Source organism: Achromobacter sp. PD1 (assembly GCF_048541815.1).
Lineage (GTDB): Bacteria > Pseudomonadota > Gammaproteobacteria > Burkholderiales > Burkholderiaceae_B > Achromobacter > Achromobacter bronchisepticus_A.
On the sequence record NZ_CP183349.1, the window covers coordinates 2088751 to 2108792 of the forward strand.

The window sequence follows — 20042 nt, forward strand, 5'->3', positions numbered from 1 at the left end:
GGCTTTATCTGAATTGCAACGCACCAAGGCGCCCCGATGCTAGACAGGCTTAATGAAGATTTCCGGTTTTTCCAGCAGTCCCTGGGACTGCGCGCGCAACGCCAGGAAGTGCTGTCGTCGAACATCGCCAACGCCGATACGCCCAACTACAAAGCGCGCGATTTCGACTTCAAGACGGCCATGGCCAACGCCATGGAAGGCACGAAACGCCTGCCCGACACCGCGCTCACGCTGACTGCCGCTCGCCATATTCCGGCCAAGGCTGTATCGCAAGGTCCGACGGAACTCCTGTACCGCCTGCCGTACCAGCCGAGCATGGATGGCAACACGGTGGACATGGACATCGAACGCGTGCAGTTCGCCGATAACACCCTGCATTACCAAAGCACGATGCAGATGCTGTCTGGCCGTATCCGGACCATGATGGCCGCAATTCAGGAATGATTCTTTAAAGGGAGCGGCAGGCAATGTCCTTGTTGAGCATTTTCGATATCGCCGGTTCGGCGCTCAGCGCGCAATCGCAGCGCATGAACGTGGCGGCCAGCAACATGGCCAACGCCGACAGCGTGGTTGGCCCCGACGGCAAACCCTACCGCGCCCGCCAGGTCGTGTTCCAGGTGAATCCCCCGGCCGGCCAGGCGCTGGGCCAGGAAATAGGCGGCGTGCGCGTGGCTGGGGTGGTAGAAGACCAGTCTCCCTTGAAGCAGGTCTATGACCCGCAGCACCCCATGGCCGACGCTCAGGGCTACGTCAGCATGCCCAACGTTGACCCGGTGGCCGAAACCGTGAACATGATCGCGGCCTCGCGCTCTTACCAGGCAAACGTGGAGGTGCTCAACACCGCCAAGGCGCTGATGCAGAAGACCCTTACCATCGGCCAGTCCTAATTTCCGGAACCAGTTAATCCATGACCACTATCGACCAATCGACGAGCAAGACCGGTTTGGGCCTGGCTCAAACGGGCGCCAATAGCAGCAGCACGGCGCAAGGCTTGCAGGACCAGTTCCTGAAGCTGCTGGTCACGCAGCTGCAGAACCAGGATCCCCTGAATCCGATGCAGAACGCCGAGCTGACCTCCCAGCTGGCGCAGATCTCCACGGTGGAAGGCATCACCAACCTGAAGAACACCATGCTCGCCATCAGCGGCCAGATCGACGTGTCTCAGTCGATGAATGCCGTGGCCATGATAGGCAAGGGCGTGCTGATTCCCGGCTCCAAGATCAAGTCCGGCGTGGATGCTACGGATCCGGGTGGCCGCGTCGTCACGCCTTACGGTCTGGATCTGCAGGGCGATGCCCAGAAGGTGCAGATCCGTATCTCCGACGCCAACGGCGCGGTCGTGCGCACGATCGAAACGAAGGACCAGAAGCCTGGCGTGTACACGCTGTCCTGGGATGGCAAGAACGATCAAGGCATTGCGCTGGAGCCGGGTGCGTACACCGTGTCCGTTCTGGCCACGGATGCCGATGGCAAGAAGGTGAACGCAGAAGTCCTGAGCTACGGCCAGGTCAAGAGCGTGGCGTACTCCACTGAAGGCCTGAGGCTGGATCTGGGCCTGGATGGCCAGACCAGCATGCTGGACGTGCGCAAGGTGATCGGCGCCTGAAGCGTGCGCAATGTATCGGTGCCGGCGCATGGGCGGCGGCTTCCCCTAGTTAAAGATTAGCGAGAACAAACATGGGTTTCGGACAAGGATTGAGCGGCTTGAACGCCGCAGCGCAGAACCTGGACGTCATCGGCAACAACATCGCCAACTCTGGCACGGTCGGCTTCAAGTCCGCCACCGCCTCGTTCGCCGACGTCTACGCCAGCTCGCGCGTCGGCCTGGGCGTGAAGGTCGCGGCCATCAACCAGCGCTTTACCGTGGGCACGGTGAATGGCGGCGGCGGCGAGTACGACATCGCCATTGACGGCGCCAAGGGCATGTTCCGCGTCACCGACCAGAGCGGCGCGGTGATGTACACCCGCAACGGCGAATTCCTGGTCGACAAGAACAACTTCATCGTGAACGCTCAGGGCTATCGCCTGACGGGCTATCCGCCGGGCTCGGTTGGAGCCAACCCGGTGGAATTGCAGCTGCCCACCGCCAACGTGGCGCCCAAGGCGACCGCAGCAGGCACTACCGTTGCCAACCTGAACGCCAATGCCAAGGTTATCTACGAAACCAATACGACGACGGATCCTGGTTCCGATGGCACTGTCACGCTCAATGGCTTGCCGTACACGTTTACCAGGAACGGGACGGGAGCGTTGGTATGGGCCGGAGCTGCCCCGGCCGACGGCACATACACGAACGGCGCCAATAGTGTCACTATCACTGGCGGAGTAGTCACCGGCGATATCAAGACCATGGCCGGTTACAGCGAATACGTGGCCCCCACCGTGGAGGTCGGCAAGCCGTTCGATCCGAAGCAGTCCAGCACCTACACGAACGCATCGCCGATGACGGTGTTCGATTCGCTGGGCAACTCGCATCAGGTCATGCAGTACTTCGTGAAGCGTCCTTCGACCGGTCCCGATATCAGCAACTATGACGTCTATTACACGATAGATGGCAAAGCCATGGCGCCGACGACCGAAGCTGGTGGTGTATGGGGCAATCCGCAGAAGTTCACCTTCAACAAGGCGGGTGTGATGACCAGCGCGCCAGTGGTGAACCTGTCGTTTGCAACCCCGGGTGAAGGCGCTGCTCCGGCCGATCCCATCAACATCGCAATGAACTACGCGGGCACCACGCAGTTTGGCAGCGCCTACACCTTGGTGGCCAAGCCGGACGGCTACGCATCCGGTGAATTCAGCGGCATCAACATCGGCGGCGACGGCAGCCTGGTGGCAAGCTACACCAACGGCCAGACCCAGGTCGTCGGTACCATCGTGCTGGCCGACTTCTCCAACCTGCAGGGTCTGCAGCCCGTGGGCAACAACGCCTGGACGGAAACCTCCGCGTCCGGCCAGCCCATCTTGGGCCAGCCCGGCACCAACGGCCTCTCCAAGGTCGTGGGCCAGGCCACGGAGTCGTCCAACGTCGACATGAGCAAGGAACTGGTCAACATGATCATTGCCCAGCGCACCTACCAGGCCAACTCGCAGACCATCAAGACCCAGGACGAAATCATGCAAGTCCTGATGAACCTGAAGTAAGCCCGGCAGGCACGAGACGACACCGACGGAATAGGCAATGGACCGTATCATCTACACCGCCATGAATGGCGCGGCGCGCATCACCGAGCATCAGGCCGCGCTTTCCAACAACATGGCCAACGTGAACACGGCGGGTTTCCGCGAGCAGATCGCGCTGTACCGCTCCGTGCCGGTCACGGATGGGACGAGCCTGCCCACGCGTGTTTCGACGGTGGCGTCGACGCCGCGCAACAGCTTCCAGATGGGCAATATGCAGACCACGGGCCGGGATCTGGACGTGGCGCTGTCCAGCGAGCGCGGCTGGATCGTTGTGCAGACGCCGCAAGGCGAGGCCTACACTCGCGCCGGCAGCCTGCAGGTCGGCATCAATGGCCTGTTGCAGACCTCGCTGGGCCAGCCCGTGCTGTCTGACCAGGGCGGTCCCATCGACGTGCCCGACCAGGCTGCGCTGACGATCACGGCGGACGGCACCATTACCGCCATCGGCGCTGGCGACGCGCCGAACAACATCCTGAACCTGGGCCGGATCAAACTGGCCAACCCGCAGAACGAGCAGCTGGTGCACGGCGACGACGGCGTATTTCGCATGGCGCCCGTCAATGGCCAGCCTGCGCCTCCGGTACCCGCCGACCCCAGCCTGCGGCTGTTGTCGGGCGTGCTGGAAGGCAGTAATACCAATCCGATGGCGGCGATGGTAGGCATGATCGCCAACGCCCGCCGCTTCGAGCAGCAGATGCAGGTGATCCAGCAGTCGGACCGCAACGCCGAACGCGCCAACGGCATCCTGTCGGTAAGCGCCTGATACGGCAACTGAACTAGAAACAATTTTTGCGCGCGGCCGGGCCGCGACACCAGGAGTACTTCATCATGATGCGTTCGCTGTGGATCGCCAAGACGGGCCTGGAAGGTCAGCAGACCTCCATGGACGTGATTTCGAACAACTTGGCCAACGTTTCGACCAATGGCTTCAAGCGCGGCCGCGCCGTGTTCCAGGACCTGATGTACCAGACGCTGCGTCAGCCCGGCGCCCAGGTCGGCGACGCCACCCAGCTGCCGTCGGGCCTGCAATTGGGTACCGGTGCGCGCGTCGCCGCGACCGAGCGCATCCACACCGCCGGAAACCTGAACAACACCGGCAGCGAGATGGACATCGCCATCAACGGCCGCGGTTTCCTGCAGGTCGAACTACCTGACGGCACCCAAGCCTACACCCGTGACGGTGCACTGCAACGCGACCAGAACGGCCAGTTGACGACCGTCAGCGGCTACGTGATCCAGCCGCCGATGAACATCCCCGACAATGCGCTGTCGATCTCTATCGGCAACGACGGCATCGTTTCGGTTACGCAGCCCGGCGCCGCTGGCATCAACGTACAGATCGGCCAGCTGCAGATCGCCACGTTCATCAACCCCACCGGGTTGCAGAGCGTAGGTGAAAACCTGTATCTGGAAACCGACGCTTCGGGTCCCGCCAACCTGTTGCAGCCTGGCGTGGATGGCGCCGGTTCGATCATGCAGAAGTACGTTGAAACTTCCAACGTCAACGTCGCCGAAGAACTGGTCAACATGATCACCACGCAGCGCGCGTACGAAATGAACAGCAAGGCCGTCAAGACCTCGGACGAAATGCTGGCTCGCCTGACTCAACTGTGATGTCCATGTCTGTCCTGCGCCTGGTATCGAGTGCGGCCCTGGCTATGCTGGTGGTCGGTTGCGCCATGATCCCGCCCGAGCCCATCGTGACCGGGCCGACGACGGCGGCGCCGCCGCCGCCGCCCACGCCCATGGCGCAGCCGACGGGCTCGATCTATCAGCCGACGACCTACGGCAACTATCCCTTGTTCGAGGATCGCCGGCCGCGCAACGTGGGCGACATCGTCACTATCGTCCTGAACGAGAAGACCAACGCTTCCAAGAACGTCGCCACCAACACTAACCGTAGCGGCAGTGCCTCCCTGGGCATCGCCGCCGCGCCGTCCTTCATGGATAGCTGGGCCAACGCCAACCTGAACACCGACGCCAAGGGCGGCAATGTGTCGCAGGGCAAGGGCGACAGCACGGCGAACAATGCCTTTACCGGCACCATCACGACCACGGTGGTGGGGGTGATGTCCAACGGCAACCTGCAGGTCGCGGGCGAAAAGCAGATCGCCATCAACCGGGGCAGCGAATTCGTGCGCTTCTCCGGCGTGGTCGATCCGCGCTCCATCACCGGCACCAACACCGTGTCGTCCACGCAGGTGGCCGACGCCCGCATCGAGTACCGCAGCAAAGGCGTTATGGACGAAGTTCAGACCATGGGCTGGCTGCAACGCTTCTTCCTGATCGCTTCGCCGTTCTGAACATGAAACAACCGAATCCGATATCCGCCTTGGTGTCCTTGTTGGCGCGCGTCTGCATTTCGGTCGGGCTGGTGGCCGGCGCGGGCGCGGCACACGCCGAACGGCTCAAGGATCTGGCTTCAATCCAGGGCGTGCGGGGCAACCAGCTGATCGGCTATGGCCTGGTCGTGGGCCTGGACGGCAGCGGTGACCAAGTGCGGCAGACGCCGTTCACGCAGCAAAGTCTGACCAATATGCTGTCGCAGCTGGGCATCACCGTTCCGCCCGGCAGCAATATGCAGTTGAAGAACGTGGCCGCGGTCATGGTCACGACCACGCTGCCGGCTTTCGCCCGCCCGGGGCAGACGCTGGACGTGGTGGTGTCGTCCATGGGTAACGCCAAGAGCCTGCGCGGCGGCACGTTGCTGATGACTCCGCTCAAAGGCGCCGACAGCCAGGTCTACGCCATCGCCCAGGGCAATATCCTGGTGGGCGGTGCGGGCGCCTCCGCCGGCGGTTCCAGCGTGCAGATCAACCAGTTGAACGGTGGACGCATCAGTGCCGGCGCCATTGTCGAGCGCGGCGTGCCCACCACGTTCTCGCGCGACGGCTACGTTTACGTGGAACTGAACAACACCGATTTCGGCACGGCGCAGAATGTGTCCATGGCGTTGAACCGCAAGTTCGGCCAAGGCACCGCCACCGCCCTGGACGGACGCGTGGTGCAGGTCCGTACGCCGATGGACCAGGTGTCGCAGGCGCGTTTCCTGTCGCAGCTCGAAGACTTGCAGGTGACGCGCGCACCTACCGTGGCCAAGGTCATCATCAATGCGCGCACGGGTTCGGTCGTCATGAACCGTACCGTCATGATCGAAGAGGCCGCCGTGGCCCACGGCAATCTGTCGGTCATCATCAATCGCCAGAACCAGGTGTCTCAGCCTGACACGCCGTTCACGGAAGGGCAGACGGTAGTGGTGCCCAATACCCAGATCGAGGTGCGCCAGGAAAACGGCTCCCTGCAGCGCGTGAGCACCAGCGCCAATCTGGCGGACGTAGTCAAGGGCTTGAACGCCTTGGGCGCCACGCCGCAGGACCTGCTGGCGATTCTGCAGGCCATGAAGACCGCCGGCGCCTTGCGCGCCGAACTGGAAATCATCTGACGGCCATGGCTTACACCAATGATGCAGCGCGCGGCGCCAGCCGGCAGGATTCGGTCTTCGACATGGGCCGCCTGTCGGACTTGAAGCGCGACGTCAAGAAAGATCCTGAGGGGACCGAGCAGCAGAAGCAGGTCGCCAAGCAGTTCGAGGCCCTGTTCCTGCAGATGATGGTCAAGCGCATGCGCGAGGCGACGCCCAAGGAGGGGCTGTTCGACTCGCAGCAGACGCAGATGCTGCAGTCCATGGCGGACGAGCAACTGGCCTTGCATCTGGCGTCGCCCGGCATCGGATTGTCTGGTGCCATCTTGGCGCAGATGCAGCAGGGCAAGCCTGGCGAGCTGGGCGCGGATGCCGTCAAGCGCCTGGGAGAGGGTTCGGATCTCGATTTCCGCTCGGCCGGCTCGCGCGAAGTCTCGGCCCTGTTGAATGTGATGCGCAACAACAGCGCGCAGAACCGGGCGCTGGCCGCCGCGGAAGGCGCGCCCGACCACGTGGTCGCTTTCGTGTCCAAAATGTCGCGCGCCGCCAATCTCGCTTCCCAGCAAAGCGGCGTGCCGGCCCGCCTCATCATGGGCCAGGCGGCGCTGGAGTCGGGCTGGGGCAAGCGCGAGATTAAACACCAGGACGGCAGCACCAGCTACAACCTGTTCGGCATCAAGGCGGGTTCCAGCTGGAAGGGCCAGGTCGTCAATGTGCTGACCACCGAATACGAAGACGGCGTAGCTAAAAAGGTGACGCAACCTTTCCGCGCCTACGCGTCCTATGAGGAATCGTTCGCGGATTACGCCCGTCTGATCGGCAATAGCCCGCGCTACGAGGGCGTCACGCAGGCGCGCAACGAGATCGAGGCGGCCCGCCGGATCCAGGACGCGGGCTATGCGACGGATCCGCAGTACGCGCAAAAATTGATCGGCGTGATGAGCCAGTTGCGGGGCGCGGCATCCAAGGTGGAAATTTCTCGCCAGATGTTGGAAGGACTCTAAATTCGGATCATCTCCTGCCGTTAATTGGATATCCAGGCATATCAGCGGTTAAATACGGGGCATTGTCAGCATGAACATGTATAAATTGGCGCTGGGCGGGCTGAACGCCGCTCAGGCAGGGCTGGCCACCACCAGCCACAATATCAACAATGCCACCACGGTTGGTTACAACCGCCAGCGCGTCATGGTCTCGACCGCAGGCGCCCAGGCGACCAGCAACGGCTATATCGGCCGCGGCGTGCAGGTCGACACGGTCGTGCGCAGCTACGACAGCTTCCTGTACAAGCAACTGGTCGGCGCTCAGGGCAGCGGTGCCCAGTTGCAGACGCAATACAACCAGGTCTCGGCAATCAACAACCTGTTTGCCGACCGCACCGTCGGTATCGCGCCAGGCCTGACAAATTTCTTCACCAGCATGAACGCGGTAGCCAGCAAGCCTGCCGACCCCGCTGCGCGCCAGGATTTGCTGGGCAAGGCCAACAGCCTGGCTACCCAGATCCGCTCGGCATACACCGAGATGCAGAATCAGCGCATCGGCCTGAATACGCAGATCACGACGACGGTTGAGCAGGTCAACAGCTATCTGACGCGTATCGACGACCTGAACCAGCAAATCTCGCTGGCTACGGGCAAGGCCGGCGGCGGTCCTCCCAATGATCTGCTGGATCAGCGTGACCAAGCCGTCATGGAACTGAATCAGCTGGTAGGTATCACCACCTACGAGCAAGGCGACAAGATCAACATTACGCTGGCCAACGGCGGCCAAGCGCTGCTGTCCGGCAACACCATCTATCCGTTGCAAGCGGTGGCTTCCTCCAAGGATACGGGGCGTACCGCCATTGCCTACACGCTGCCGGCCGGCTCGGGTAAGACGGTTGCCGTGGAGCTGGGTGATGCGGAAGTGACCGGTGGGTCGCTGGGCGGCTTGCTGCAATTCCGCGCGACTTCGCTGGATGTCATGCAAAGCCAGCTGGGTCAGATGGCCGTCGGCCTGGCGCTGTCCTTCAACGAGCAGCACAAGCAGGGCCTGGACCAGAACGGCAATCCCGGCACGGATTTCTTTGGCATCGGTTCGCCGCAGGGCGTGCCGAATGCGCAGAACAAGAGCAACGCGTCGCTTTCGGGTCAGTTCACGAACGTGAACAACATCAACGCCAAGGAATACGAGATTTCCTTTGATGGCACGAACTACCGCGTGCTGCGCATGCCCGAGGGTTCGCAGGTCTACAACGGTCCGGCTACCGGCACGCCAGGCACGCTGAATCTCGACAGCGAGATGGGTGTGACCCTGACCATCAGCGAGCCGCCCCAGGCTGGCGACAAATGGTCGCTGGCGCCCACGCGCGATGCGGCGCGTGATATCACCGTACTGATTTCCGATCCCTACAAGATCGCGGCCGCCGATGCGGCGGGCGGTGATGCCAATGGCAAGAACGCGTTGAAGCTGGCGCAACTGCAGAACAGCAAAGTGCTGGGTAACGGCACGATGAGCGTGAACGACATGTTCGGCCAGGTGGTGAATACGGTCGGGGTGCAAACCGCTCAACTCAAGTCCGCGGCGACCGCGCAGGCAAACCTGATCACGCAGAAGACTGCGGCGCAGCAGGCTGTCTCGGGCGTCAACCTGAACGAAGAATACGTCAGCCTGTCGCTGTACCAGGAACAGTATCAAGCCAGTGCTCGCATCATTGATGTGGCCAGCACCATGTTCGACACGCTGCTGGGTCTGCGCGGCTGATCGGATCGTTGAATCGTGACAAATAAAGAAAATTTCGGAGCTTCACCATGCGCCTGAGCACCTCGATGATGTACTCGAACGGCCTGAAGGGCGTTCTCTCTCAGGAATCCGATATGAACCGCCTGGTTGAGCAGGTCGGTAGCGGACGCAAGAATCTGAGCCCTGCCGATGACCCCTTGGCGGCGGCGCAGGCCATCAGCGTCGCACAGACGCAGAGCATGAACAGTACGTATGGCATGAACCGCCAGACGGCCAATACGAACCTGGGTCAAGAGAACAACACCTTGACCGCCGTCACGAACGCTCTGCAGGAAGCGAGAACACGCATCATCCAGGCGGGTGGCGTGCTGTCCGATACGGATCGCCAGACTCTCTCCGCGGCACTCAAGAGTACCCGTGAAGCGATGCTGGGCTTGGCCAATACCACCGATGGCAATGGCCAGTACCTGTTCTCCGGTAATGATGGCAGCGTCATGCCGTACGCGAAGAATGCTGCCGGTCAGATTGTTTACAGCGGCTCGGTCGGCGAACGAACCATTCAGGTTGATCAAAGCCGGCAACTGTCCACCAGTGACCTGGGCAAGGACATTTTTGCCCGAGCCAATCCGGGTTCGCAGGCTTTCGTCGCATCGGCTGCAAGCGCCAATACCGGGACTGCCCAGTTCGGCGCGCCTTCCGTTGTGCCCGGATCTGCCAACAACGGAAAGAGTTTTGCCGTGCAGTTTGAGGCCGATGCGGCTACGGGCGCTATCGGTTACCGGGTTACGACGACCAATCCCGACGGATCTAGCTCCACAGTACCGGCTGCGGGGTTGCCTGCTACCGGGTATACCGATGGTGCGACCATTGATTTTGGCGGCGTGTCGGTGGCAATCAAGGGTGCTCCCAACGCAGGCGACGTGATCAATGTCGAGAGCGTTCAGGCCGCCGATATGGATGTGTTCGCAGCCCTGGACGATGTGATCGCTGCTCTGGATGCGCCCAGCAGCGGCGATCCGGTGGCGACGGCAAAGTTGAACAATGCACTCGCTACCGCCAACAAGAAGTTGGCAAATACCTATGACAACGTGCTGACGGTACAAGCTTCGGTCGGCGCTCGCATGAATGAACTGGATGCGCTGGATGCCACCGGTACGCAGAAGGGGCTGTCCTATTCCAAATCTCTCTCGGATCTGGAAGAGCTGGACTACTACCAAGGCGCCAGCCAGCTCGCGTTGCGCCAGGTCGCCCTGCAAGCGGCGTCGGCAGCATTCATGACCATTCAGGGATCAAGTCTGTTCAGCCGCAAGTAGTACTGCGGTAGGTACAAAAACGCGCCATCGGGTGCGTAGGGTTGCGCCTTTGCGGACGCTACTGGCCAGGGGCCGGGGCGTCCGTGTGTGCGTGCAGAGTAGGAAATAGTCGTTTCACATTGCTTAACGCTCGGATATTCCATGCTTGTCAACTTGAAAGTCCGCACCTGTCTCGTTCTGGTGTTGCTGCTCTTCACGGGCGCCATGTTCATCTCAAATGGCGTGGCGTGGATGGGGCTGAACTCGAGCAATGAGAAGCTGGAGCGGGTCAACGACGCCTATTCCACGCAGGCCTCGCAGCTGAACCGGGCCTACATCCTGTTCCTGCGCGGCCGCTTGCTGTTGGCGACGTCGCTGATGGATCTGCAGCAAGGAAAGACCGAACAGGCGACTTCGCAGGCCAAGCGCGCCGAAGGTTTGATGCAGGAAGGCGCCCAGGCGCTGGACGCATACCGCAAGGCACCCCGCCTGGAAGGCTCGGAGGCGTTGAATCAAAAGCTGGAAGACGCCTACAAGCAATTCAGCGACGTGGTCAGGCGTCAGGCGGCCGCGTTGTCGACCATGGCCGTGCAGGACTACCTGGATCTGAACGACGCGGGGAGCGCGGCGAACACGGCTCTGAGAGAGGCCGTCGGCGGCGTGCTGGCGCATATCGACTCCAGCACCGATGAGCTCGTGGTGCAGGCCGAAGCGTCCCACGGCGTTTCGCGCACGGTCACGATAGTCATGCTGGCGATCTCCCTGGCCTTGGCATTGGGCTGCTGGCTGTTCATCAGCCGGACCGTGCTGCGCCCGTTGCGGGAAGCGGGCGACCATTTTGAAAAGATCTCGGGCGGCGATTTCACCGGTCGCATCGACGTGCGCAGCACCAACGAGATTGGCCAATTGTTTGGCGCTATCAAGCGTATGCAGGAAAGCCTGACCCGCACCGTGGCGCTGGTGCGCCGTGGCGTGGACGAGATCAACGTGGGCTCGAGCGAGATTTCCGCCGGCAACACGGACCTGTCCAGCCGCACCGAGCAGCAGGCGGCCTCGCTGGAGGAAACCGCGGCTTCGATGGAAGAGCTGGCGTCGACCGTGAAGCAGAACGCGGACAACGCGCGCCAGGCCAATCAGCTGGCGGCCAGCGCGTCCGACGTGGCGGAGCGCGGCGGTTCGGCTGTGTCGGAAGTGGTCAGCACGATGCAAGGCATCTCGGCCAGCTCGCGCAAGATCTCCGAGATCGTATCGGTGATCGACGGCATCGCGTTCCAGACCAACATCCTGGCGCTGAACGCGGCTGTGGAAGCGGCGCGCGCGGGTGAGCAGGGCAAGGGCTTTGCCGTGGTGGCGGGCGAGGTGCGTTCGCTGGCGCAGCGCAGCGCCCAGGCGGCCAAGGAAATCAAGGGCTTGATCGAGGATTCGGTGAGCAAGGTCGGCGCGGGCTCGCAGCAGGTGGAGCGCGCGGGCGCAACGATGCAGGAGATCGTGGCGTCGGTGAAGCGCGTGACGGACATCATGGGCGAGATCTCGGCGGCGTCCGAAGAGCAGTCCAGCGGCATCGACCAGGTGAACCGCGCGGTGTCGCAGATGGACGAGGTGACGCAGCAGAACGCGGCGCTGGTGGAAGAGGCTGCAGCGGCTGCAGGGTCTCTGCAAGAGCAGGCGCAGCGCCTGGCCGAAGCAGTATCCGTGTTCAAGATCAATGCGGGCGAAGTGATTGAAGTCCCCGCGCAGCAACTGGCGTCGCAACGCGCCGCGCCGCGCATGCCGGCTCCGTCCGCGCCGCAGGCAGCAGCGGCAAGCAAGGTGTCCACCGAACCTGCCAAGGCAGAAGCGCCTCAGCCGGCGGAACCTGCGCCGAAGGCGGCGCCTGCGCCCCGCCTGACGCAGGTCGCCCGACCCAAGCCAGCGCCGGAAGCAGCCACTACCGTTCGTCCGCTACGCCGGCCGGCCAGCCGGCCGACGAGTGCCAAGGACGCCGCGCCTGCGGCGCCAGCCGCCAGCCGACGCCCAGCGCCTGCGGCGGACGACGATTGGGAGTCTTTCTGACGGAGGGATCCGTCAGCGCAGCACACGCAGTAAAGCTACCCCCTATTTACGGCTTGGCGGCATGAATGCCGCCGGGACGACTACCGGAATATACGGAAATGTTTAGCAATCTGAAGGTGCGCACGGGCTTGATGCTCGCCCAGTTGGCCGTGGCGCTGGCCGCGCTGGTGTCCATCGTCCTGGGCTGGAACAGCATGCGTTCCAGCTCCGAGGCGATCAATGCGCTGGACACCTTGAGCGTGCAGCAGGCGAATCTGATCAAGGACGCTTACACGCAGATGTTGCGCGCGACCATACGCGCCGACATCGCCGCCGCGCAGCGGGCCACGGGCGACGCCAACGGCGCCAGCGAGAACACGCGCACGGTGCAGCAGCTGGTCGCCGACGCCAAGAAGAAGATGGAAACCTTCAAGGCCATCCCGAAGACTACGGCGCTTGGCAAGAGCGCCGAAGGCGATCTTATTTCGTCCTTCAACGGGTTCGCCGACGCGCTGCAGGCCATGATGTCGGCCTTGGACAAGGGCGATTCGGCGGCTTACCTGGATCTGAAGAACACCAGGGCCGGCGCCGCGAGTGGGGCATTCTCGAAGCAACTGACCGAATTTGCCAAGGACATCACCTCCTATAGCGAAGAGATGGTGTCGTCTTCGCGTTCGCAGGCGGCGACGATGGCGATTGTGTACGTCGCGCTCGCCGTGCTGATCTTGGCCGTATGGATGGGAGCCTTCCTGTTCATGAACCGCGTGGTGCTGCGTCCCTTGCGCGCTGTCAGCGACAGTTTCGATAAGATCGCCGGCGGCGATCTCACCGTGCGCGTGGACGCGACCTCCACCAATGAGATCGGCATGCTGATGGCGGCGGTCAAGCGCATGCAGGAAAGCCTGACGCGCACGGTGGCGTCGGTGCGTCGCGGAGTGGATGAAATCAATGTGGGTTCGCGGGAGATTTCCGCGGGCAATACGGATCTCTCCAGCCGCACGGAGGAACAGGCGGCTTCTCTGGAGGAAACCGCCGCCTCGATGGAACAGTTGGCTTCGACCGTCAAGCAGAACGCGGACAACGCACGCCAGGCGAACCAGTTGGCCGCCAGTGCCTCGGACGTGGCCGAGCGTGGCGGTTCGGCGGTGTCGGAAGTGGTCAATACCATGCAGGAAATCTCTGCCAGCTCGCGCAAGATTTCTGAAATCGTTTCGGTGATCGATGGCATTGCGTTCCAAACCAACATCCTGGCGCTGAACGCCGCGGTGGAGGCTGCGCGTGCGGGCGAGCAGGGCAAGGGTTTTGCCGTGGTGGCGGGCGAGGTGCGCTCGCTGGCGCAGCGCAGCGCCCAGGCGGCCAAGGAAATCAAGGGCCTGATCGAGGATTCGGTGAGCAAGGTCGGCGCGGGCTCGCAGCAGGTGGAACGCGCGGGCGCAACGATGCAGGAGATCGTGGCTTCGGTGAAGCGCGTGACGGACATCATGGGCGAGATCTCGGCGGCGTCGGAAGAACAGTCCAGCGGCATCGACCAGGTGAACCGCGCGGTGTCGCAGATGGACGAGGTGACGCAGCAGAACGCGGCGCTGGTGGAAGAGGCGGCTGCCGCCGCAGGTTCGCTGCAGGAACAGGCCGAACGCCTGGCCGAAGCGGTGGCCGTGTTCAAGATCAATGCGGGCGAAGTGATCGAAGTCCCCGCGCATCAGTTGGCGGGGCGACGCCCGGCGGCGCGCGTGGCTGCCCCGGTTGCTCCCTCCGCCCCGGCGGCGCAGGCGGACGCGCCTGCGGCAGAGGCCAAGGCGGTACCGGCCGTGCGTTTGACGCATTCCGCGCGGGCCAAGCCGGCTGCGGCCGAAGGGGCGACTGCGGCACGGCCGCTGCGCCGTCCCACTGTGCGTCCGGCCGCTGCGCCAGCGGCGAAGCCCGCGACGACGCCAAGCCGCCGATCGGCGCCTGCGGATGACGATTGGGAATCTTTCTGACACCGGCCTTGCCGGTAAATGGGTAGGGTATGCGAGGCTATATACATCTTCTGGCAACGGCCGTGTTGGCGGTCTTTCTGGTTGGCTGCGCGGCGACCGGGCACAATTTCGACCCGGACAAGCTGTCGACCTTGACCCCTGGGCAAACGACGCTGGAAGAGGCCTCTCGTGCGCTGACCGCCCCGCCCGACAAACTCTATAAGCAGACCGACGGTACGTTGCTCGCGCTCTGGGCCTTCAAAATCACCTTCGTCGCGGACGGCTTGTACAGCCGCAAGGAAGCGCTGCTGCAGTTCGGCCCGGATGGCCGGCTGCTGCGCCTCGTCGACAGCACCAATATCTTGCTGGAACCCTGGGAACGCCAGAAGCTGCTGGGACCCGCGCCTGTGCCTGACCTGCGTCAGGATATGGCGCCGCCCGCTGCGGCCCCCGAGGTGCAGACCATCTACATACCGGGTCCGGGTGAAGCGGCCGGCTTGCAGCCTCAGGGCAAATAACGCCCTGTAGTCCAGCGGGGAGCATCGCGGCGCGCGCCGCGATGTACGTCGCCCGGAGTTCGTGCCTCGTGTAACAAGGCATGTCCACCGGGTGGTTTTTCATTTGGTCAGAGTAGTTCCTGAGGGATGGGGAAATAATATGGAAGCGAGTCTCGAGTCCGGTACGAAATCCGGAAAAGTCGGCAAGAAGAAGGCCGCGCGCGCACCCAAGGTGAAGCGCAAGCTGCGGTTGCGCGATGCCCGCGTCGGCACCATGTTGCTGTGGGTCATGGCGTTTTTCGCCGTGTTGATCGCGGCGGTGGGCGGTTTGGCCGCGTATTTCCTGCAGAACAACTATGAGTCGATCCGCGAAGTCAATGCCTTGACCGAGCGTGCGAAGCAGGTCGAAGTGATCAACAGCGACATGTTGCGCGCGCGCGTTGCGCTGATGGTCGCCGCGCGCCATCTGCAGGAATCCGGTTGGGGCAGCGGCGAGAACTCGGCCCGCGATGCCGCGGCGGCCTTGAAGGGCGCCACGGACCTGCTGACCGGCGTGCGTAGCCGCTTCGCCGATTTCCAGAAGAACATGCTGCAGGACGATACGGGCCGTCAGTTGTCGATGAACCTGGTCCGTCGTTATCGTTCGTACATCGACGATGGCGTGGATACCATGGTCGAAGCCCTGCGCAGCGAAGACTATTCCACCTTCTACATGGTGAACAACGAGTACGGCACGCCGCGTAGCGCAGCCTTCATCGAGGCGCTCAGCGAGTTCGGCAAGTACATCGGCGACCAGCAGCAGGAGACGATCAACGAGGCGGAAGCCAACTTCAACCTCGCCATGGTGGCGGTGGGCGTCGCCGTCGGTCTGGCGGTGTTGCTGATGATTCTGGCGCGTCTGGTATTTGGTCGCCTGGTGGTGCGCCCCTTGGTGGAAGCCGGCCAGCACTTCGACAAGATTGCTGCCGGAGACTTGACCAGCCGCGTGGAAGTGCGTTCGCACAACGAGATCGGCCAGTTGTTCGCCGCACTCAAGCGCATGCAGGAAAGCCTGACTCGTACCGTGTCCGCGGTACGCAGCGGCGTGGACGAAATCACGGTGGGCTCGCGCGAGATTTCCGCCGGCAACACGGACTTGTCCAGCCGTACGGAAGAGCAGGCGGCTTCGCTGGAGGAAACCGCGGCCTCGATGGAAGAGCTGGCGTCGACCGTGAAGCAGAACGCGGACAACGCGCGCCAGGCCAATCAGCTGGCGGCCAGCGCGTCCGACGTGGCGGAGCGCGGCGGTTCGGCTGTGTCGGAAGTGGTCAGCACGATGCAAGGCATCTCGGCCAGCTCGCGCAAGATCTCCGAGATCGTGTCGGTGATCGACGGCATTGCCTTCCAGACCAACATCCTGGCGCTGAACGCGGCTGTGGAAGCGGCGCGCGCGGGCGAGCAGGGCAAGGGTTTTGCCGTGGTGGCAGGCGAGGTGCGCTCGCTGGCGCAGCGCAGCGCCCAGGCGGCCAAGGAAATCAAGGGCCTGATCGAGGATTCGGTGAGCAAGGTCGGCGCGGGCTCGCAGCAGGTGGAGCGCGCGGGCGCAACGATGCAGGAGATCGTGGCGTCGGTGAAGCGCGTGACGGACATCATGGGCGAAATCTCGGCGGCGTCCGAAGAGCAGTCCAGCGGCATCGACCAGGTGAACCGCGCGGTGTCGCAGATGGACGAGGTGACGCAGCAGAACGCGGCGCTGGTGGAAGAGGCTGCAGCGGCAGCGGGGTCTCTGCAAGAGCAGGCGCAGCGCCTGGCCGAAGCGGTGGCCGTGTTCAAGATCAACACGGGTGAAGTGATCGAGGTCCCCGCGCACCAGTTGTCGGGCGGTTATGCCGCGCCGACGCTGACGCAGGCTTGATGCCCGTCTTCTAACGTCTGCAACAGGACCGCGGCCGCGCTGATGCGCGGCCGCGGTCCATGTGCTTTACGCCTTGGTGTGCGCAAAATTCATGCGCACGTTAAGTTTTCGAAAATTTGGTCGTTAACAACAATAACGCCTGAAAAGGGCGGTGAACAGTGTTCGAAAACGCGGGGGCCATGCCGTCCCGGAGCCTGACGAACCTGGCGGGGGAACACGTCTATGCGGGGCGTCAGATCCGGTTTGCTCGCCGATATTCATTCGCTGCTCGACATGATGTATCCGGAGACAAGCTGTGCGCGTCAACCTACCTGTCCACAATGTAGAAACCAAGCTGCGCGAGGATCAATACCTGATCTCGCGTACTGATACCAAGGGCCGGATCGTCTATGCGAACCCGGCCTTTGTCGAAGTCAGCGGTTTTTCCCGAGAAGAACTCATCGGCAAGCCGCACAATATCGTGCGTCATCCCGACATGCCGGCCGAAGCCTACGAAGATCTGTGGGAAACGCTGCAGGCCGGAGAGTCCTGGCTGGGGCTGGTGAAGAACCGGCGCAAGGACGGCGGTTACTACTGGGTGCTGGCCAACGCGACGCCCATCGTCGAAAACGGCGAGGTCGTGGCGTATTCCTCGGTGCGGGTGCGCCCCTCCGAAGAACAGATCGAAATGGCTGAGGATTTGTATGCCCGCATTCGCGAGGGCACGGCCAAGGGCGTGCGCATCCTGCGCGGGCGTCCCGTGCGGGCAGGCTGGCGCCGCGGCGTGGACGTGCTGGCATTTCCGTTCCGGCGTAATGTCCGCAGCCGCATGCTGCGCCACGCGCTGCTGTCATCGGCAATCATGGCCGGCGCCGGTATTTACGGCCTGCGGGCCAACTGGGCGGAACTGGGCACCTTGGGCGCGAGCGTCGGCTGCGCGGCCATCGCGCTGGGCGTTTTCGCCATCTTTGGCATGGGTTGGCGCCTGTCGCGCTCGCTGCTGGATCCGATGGTGGATGCCGCCAATATGGCGCGTCAGGTCGCCGCAGGCAATCTGACCACGCAGATCGTGGCGGATTCCGATGATGAAGTCGGAAGCTTGAAATTTTCGCTCGATGTGATGCGCAAGAGCCTGATCGGGATCGCGCAGGATGTGTATCGCGGCATCGAGGGTACGACCCATGCCGCGGCGCATATCGCGCGCGGCAACCAGGAACTCGCGGGCCGTACCGAAGGCCAGGCGGCGTCCTTGCAGCAGACCGCGGCCAGCATGGAACAGCTGACCTCCACGGTGCGGCAGAACGCGGACAATGCGCGACAGGCCAATCAGCTGGCCGCCAGCAGCATGGAAGTGGCGCGCAAGGGCGGTGTGGCGGTCGGGCAGGTGGTGAGCACCATGCACGGCATTTCGGACAGTTCCCGCAAAATTGCCGACATCGTCAGCATCATTGAAGGCATTGCATTCCAGACCAACATCCTGGCGTTGAACGCTGCCGTGGAAGCGGCTCGCGCCGGAGAGTCGGGCAAGGGCTTCGCGGTGGTGGCGGGCGAGGTGCGCAGCCTGGCGCAGAAGAGCGCCCAGGCAGCCAAGGAGATCAAGGGCCTGATCGAAGACTCGGTGGAACGCGTGACCGAAGGCTCCCTGCAGGCCGAGCAGGCGGGCGCGACGATGCAGGACATCGTGGCCGCCGTGCATCGTGTCACCGACATCATTGGCGAGATTTCGCAGGCCTCGCAGGAACAGTCCAGCGGCATCGAGCAGGTGGATACGGCGGTGTCGCAGATGGATGTGATGACGGTGCAGAACTCCGCGCTGGTCCAGGACCTGGGGGGCGCGGTGGTCCAACTGGGCAACCAATCCGGCGCGCTGCGCGAGACGATCCGGGTGTTCCGTCTTACCGGGCAGCAGTGATCGGGCGCGGGGCGGTGTCACACACCGCCCCGGCGGTCCCTATGAGTCCAGTCCTACTTGCCCGCCAGGGCGTCGGCGACGCGGCTCATCGCGGTGAGGCCGGATTCGAGCAGCGATTCCAGGAAGGGCCCGGCGTGCGGCAGGACGACCGCCAGAATGGTGACGCCGATGATGAGCGTCACGGGAAATCCGATCGAGAACACGGATAGCTGCTGCGCCGCGCGGTTCAGGATGCCCATGGCCAGGTTGATGGTCAGCAGCGCGCAGATCAGGGGCAGGGCCAGCAGCAGACCCGATACGAATATGGTCTTGCCCCATTCCACCACCACGCCAAAGCCGTTCTGATGCAACTGGATCATGGCAACGGGCAAGGTGTCGAAGGAGCGTACCAGTGCCGCCAGGACCAGTAGATGGCCGTCCAATGCCAGGAATGTCAGCATCGCAATGATGTTGAACAGGCGCGACAGCACCGCGGTATTGGCGCCGGAGCTCGGGTCGAAGAACGACGCGAACGACAGGCCCATCTGCAGGCCGACGAATTCACCGGCGGTCTGCACGGCGGCGAACACCAGGCGCATGGTGAATCCCAGCGCGATGCCGATCAGCACCTGCTGCATCACCATCCACAATCCGGCGAACGAACCGGGCGCTATGGGCGGCACGGGGTCAAGCGCCGGACTGATCGCAACGGCCAGGACGAAGGACAGCCCGACCTTGACCTTGATGGGAATCAGCGATTCCGAGAACAGCGGGGCGGTGCCCACGAGCGCCAGAATGCGCACGAACGGCCAGAGAAACTGGCCGATCCAGCCGTTGAGCTGCTCGAGCGTGAAGGCGATCATGGGGAAAGGTCCGGTGTCCGGCGGCGGGCGCCGCTCAGGACACCAGCATGGGGATCTGGCCGATCAGCTGCCGTATGTAGTCGACCATGACGCCGATAAGCCAGGGACCGAGCAGCACCAGCACGCCGCACATGGCCAACAGCTTCGGAATGAACGACAACGTCATTTCGTTGATCTGCGTGGCGGCCTGGAAGATGCTGATGACCAGGCCCACCACCAGTGTCACGAGCAGCAAGGGCCCAGCCATCGCAAGCACGATCTTCATAGCCTGGTAGGTCATGGTCATGACGGTTTCGGCGGTCATGGCGATTCTCC

At 63.1% G+C, this 20042-nt stretch carries 18 protein-coding genes; 16 read left to right on the forward strand and 2 right to left on the reverse strand.

The genetic code is table 11. The features are described 5' to 3' along the window. The first annotated feature begins 36 nt into the window (after positions 1-36). The 16 genes from flgB (at position 37) to ACM1PE_RS09955 (ending at position 18885) form a co-directional block, all read left to right on the forward strand. A complete protein-coding gene (flgB, locus tag ACM1PE_RS09880; protein ID WP_054456668.1) occupies positions 37-444 on the forward strand; it encodes a flagellar basal body rod protein FlgB in 408 nt (135 codons plus the stop codon). Between the two features lie 23 nt (positions 445-467). Next, complete coding sequence (gene flgC, locus ACM1PE_RS09885; protein ID WP_054456669.1) at positions 468-887, forward strand: flagellar basal body rod protein FlgC; 420 nt, start codon at positions 468-470, stop codon at positions 885-887. A 20-nt stretch (positions 888-907) separates the two neighbouring features. Continuing rightward, positions 908-1606, forward strand: coding sequence for a flagellar hook capping FlgD N-terminal domain-containing protein (locus tag ACM1PE_RS09890; RefSeq protein WP_251880510.1), 699 nt, complete (start codon positions 908-910; stop codon positions 1604-1606). Positions 1607-1677: 71 nt separating this feature from the next. Continuing rightward, entirely contained in the window at positions 1678-3141 is a 1464-nt protein-coding gene (locus tag ACM1PE_RS09895) for a flagellar hook-basal body complex protein (RefSeq protein WP_251880508.1), read from the forward strand. 37 nt (positions 3142-3178) lie between these two features. Continuing rightward, entirely contained in the window at positions 3179-3943 is a 765-nt protein-coding gene (locus ACM1PE_RS09900; protein WP_419343143.1) for a flagellar basal body rod protein FlgF, read from the forward strand. Between the two features lie 65 nt (positions 3944-4008). Further along, positions 4009-4794, forward strand: a complete 786-nt coding sequence (flgG, locus tag ACM1PE_RS09905) for a flagellar basal-body rod protein FlgG (RefSeq protein ID WP_054456673.1) — start codon at positions 4009-4011, stop codon at positions 4792-4794. Then, entirely contained in the window at positions 4794-5483 is a 690-nt protein-coding gene (locus ACM1PE_RS09910) for a flagellar basal body L-ring protein FlgH (protein WP_419343145.1), read from the forward strand. Before flgG ends, ACM1PE_RS09910 begins: the two co-directional genes overlap by 1 nt. A gap of 2 nt (positions 5484-5485) precedes the next feature. Then, positions 5486-6622, forward strand: coding sequence for a flagellar basal body P-ring protein FlgI (locus ACM1PE_RS09915; protein WP_419343147.1), 1137 nt, complete (start codon positions 5486-5488; stop codon positions 6620-6622). Positions 6623-6627: 5 nt separating this feature from the next. Further along, positions 6628-7605 (forward strand): flagellar assembly peptidoglycan hydrolase FlgJ, encoded by a 978-nt coding sequence (gene flgJ, locus ACM1PE_RS09920; RefSeq protein ID WP_306632830.1) that lies wholly within the window; start codon positions 6628-6630, stop codon positions 7603-7605. Between the two features lie 70 nt (positions 7606-7675). After that, positions 7676-9343 carry a flagellar hook-associated protein FlgK gene (gene flgK, locus ACM1PE_RS09925; protein WP_419343150.1) on the forward strand — a complete coding sequence of 556 codons (1668 nt, stop codon included), beginning with the start codon at positions 7676-7678 and terminating at the stop codon, positions 9341-9343. Between the two features lie 47 nt (positions 9344-9390). Then, a complete protein-coding gene (flgL, locus tag ACM1PE_RS09930) occupies positions 9391-10635 on the forward strand; it encodes a flagellar hook-associated protein FlgL (RefSeq protein WP_419343152.1) in 1245 nt (414 codons plus the stop codon). A 141-nt stretch (positions 10636-10776) separates the two neighbouring features. Next, positions 10777-12666 carry a methyl-accepting chemotaxis protein gene (locus ACM1PE_RS09935; protein ID WP_419343154.1) on the forward strand — a complete coding sequence of 630 codons (1890 nt, stop codon included), beginning with the start codon at positions 10777-10779 and terminating at the stop codon, positions 12664-12666. A gap of 98 nt (positions 12667-12764) precedes the next feature. After that, complete coding sequence (locus ACM1PE_RS09940) at positions 12765-14624, forward strand: methyl-accepting chemotaxis protein (protein ID WP_419343156.1); 1860 nt, start codon at positions 12765-12767, stop codon at positions 14622-14624. 29 nt (positions 14625-14653) lie between these two features. After that, complete coding sequence (locus ACM1PE_RS09945; RefSeq protein WP_059380596.1) at positions 14654-15121, forward strand: hypothetical protein; 468 nt, start codon at positions 14654-14656, stop codon at positions 15119-15121. A 139-nt stretch (positions 15122-15260) separates the two neighbouring features. Further along, entirely contained in the window at positions 15261-16994 is a 1734-nt protein-coding gene (locus tag ACM1PE_RS09950) for a methyl-accepting chemotaxis protein (protein WP_187774047.1), read from the forward strand. Between the two features lie 295 nt (positions 16995-17289). Beyond that, a complete protein-coding gene (locus tag ACM1PE_RS09955) occupies positions 17290-18885 on the forward strand; it encodes a methyl-accepting chemotaxis protein (RefSeq protein ID WP_419343158.1) in 1596 nt (531 codons plus the stop codon). Between the two features lie 53 nt (positions 18886-18938). Here the strand turns inward: ACM1PE_RS09955 and fliR are convergent, their stop codons facing one another. Next, the gene (gene fliR, locus ACM1PE_RS09960) at positions 18939-19727 is read right to left on the reverse strand and encodes a flagellar biosynthetic protein FliR (protein WP_419343160.1); all 789 of its coding nucleotides are present in this window, start codon (positions 19725-19727) and stop codon (positions 18939-18941) included. A gap of 34 nt (positions 19728-19761) precedes the next feature. Beyond that, positions 19762-20031: a flagellar biosynthesis protein FliQ gene (fliQ, locus tag ACM1PE_RS09965; protein ID WP_008163193.1), complete on the reverse strand. Its 270-nt coding sequence runs from the start codon at positions 20029-20031 to the stop codon at positions 19762-19764. Positions 20032-20042: the final 11 nt, after the last annotated feature.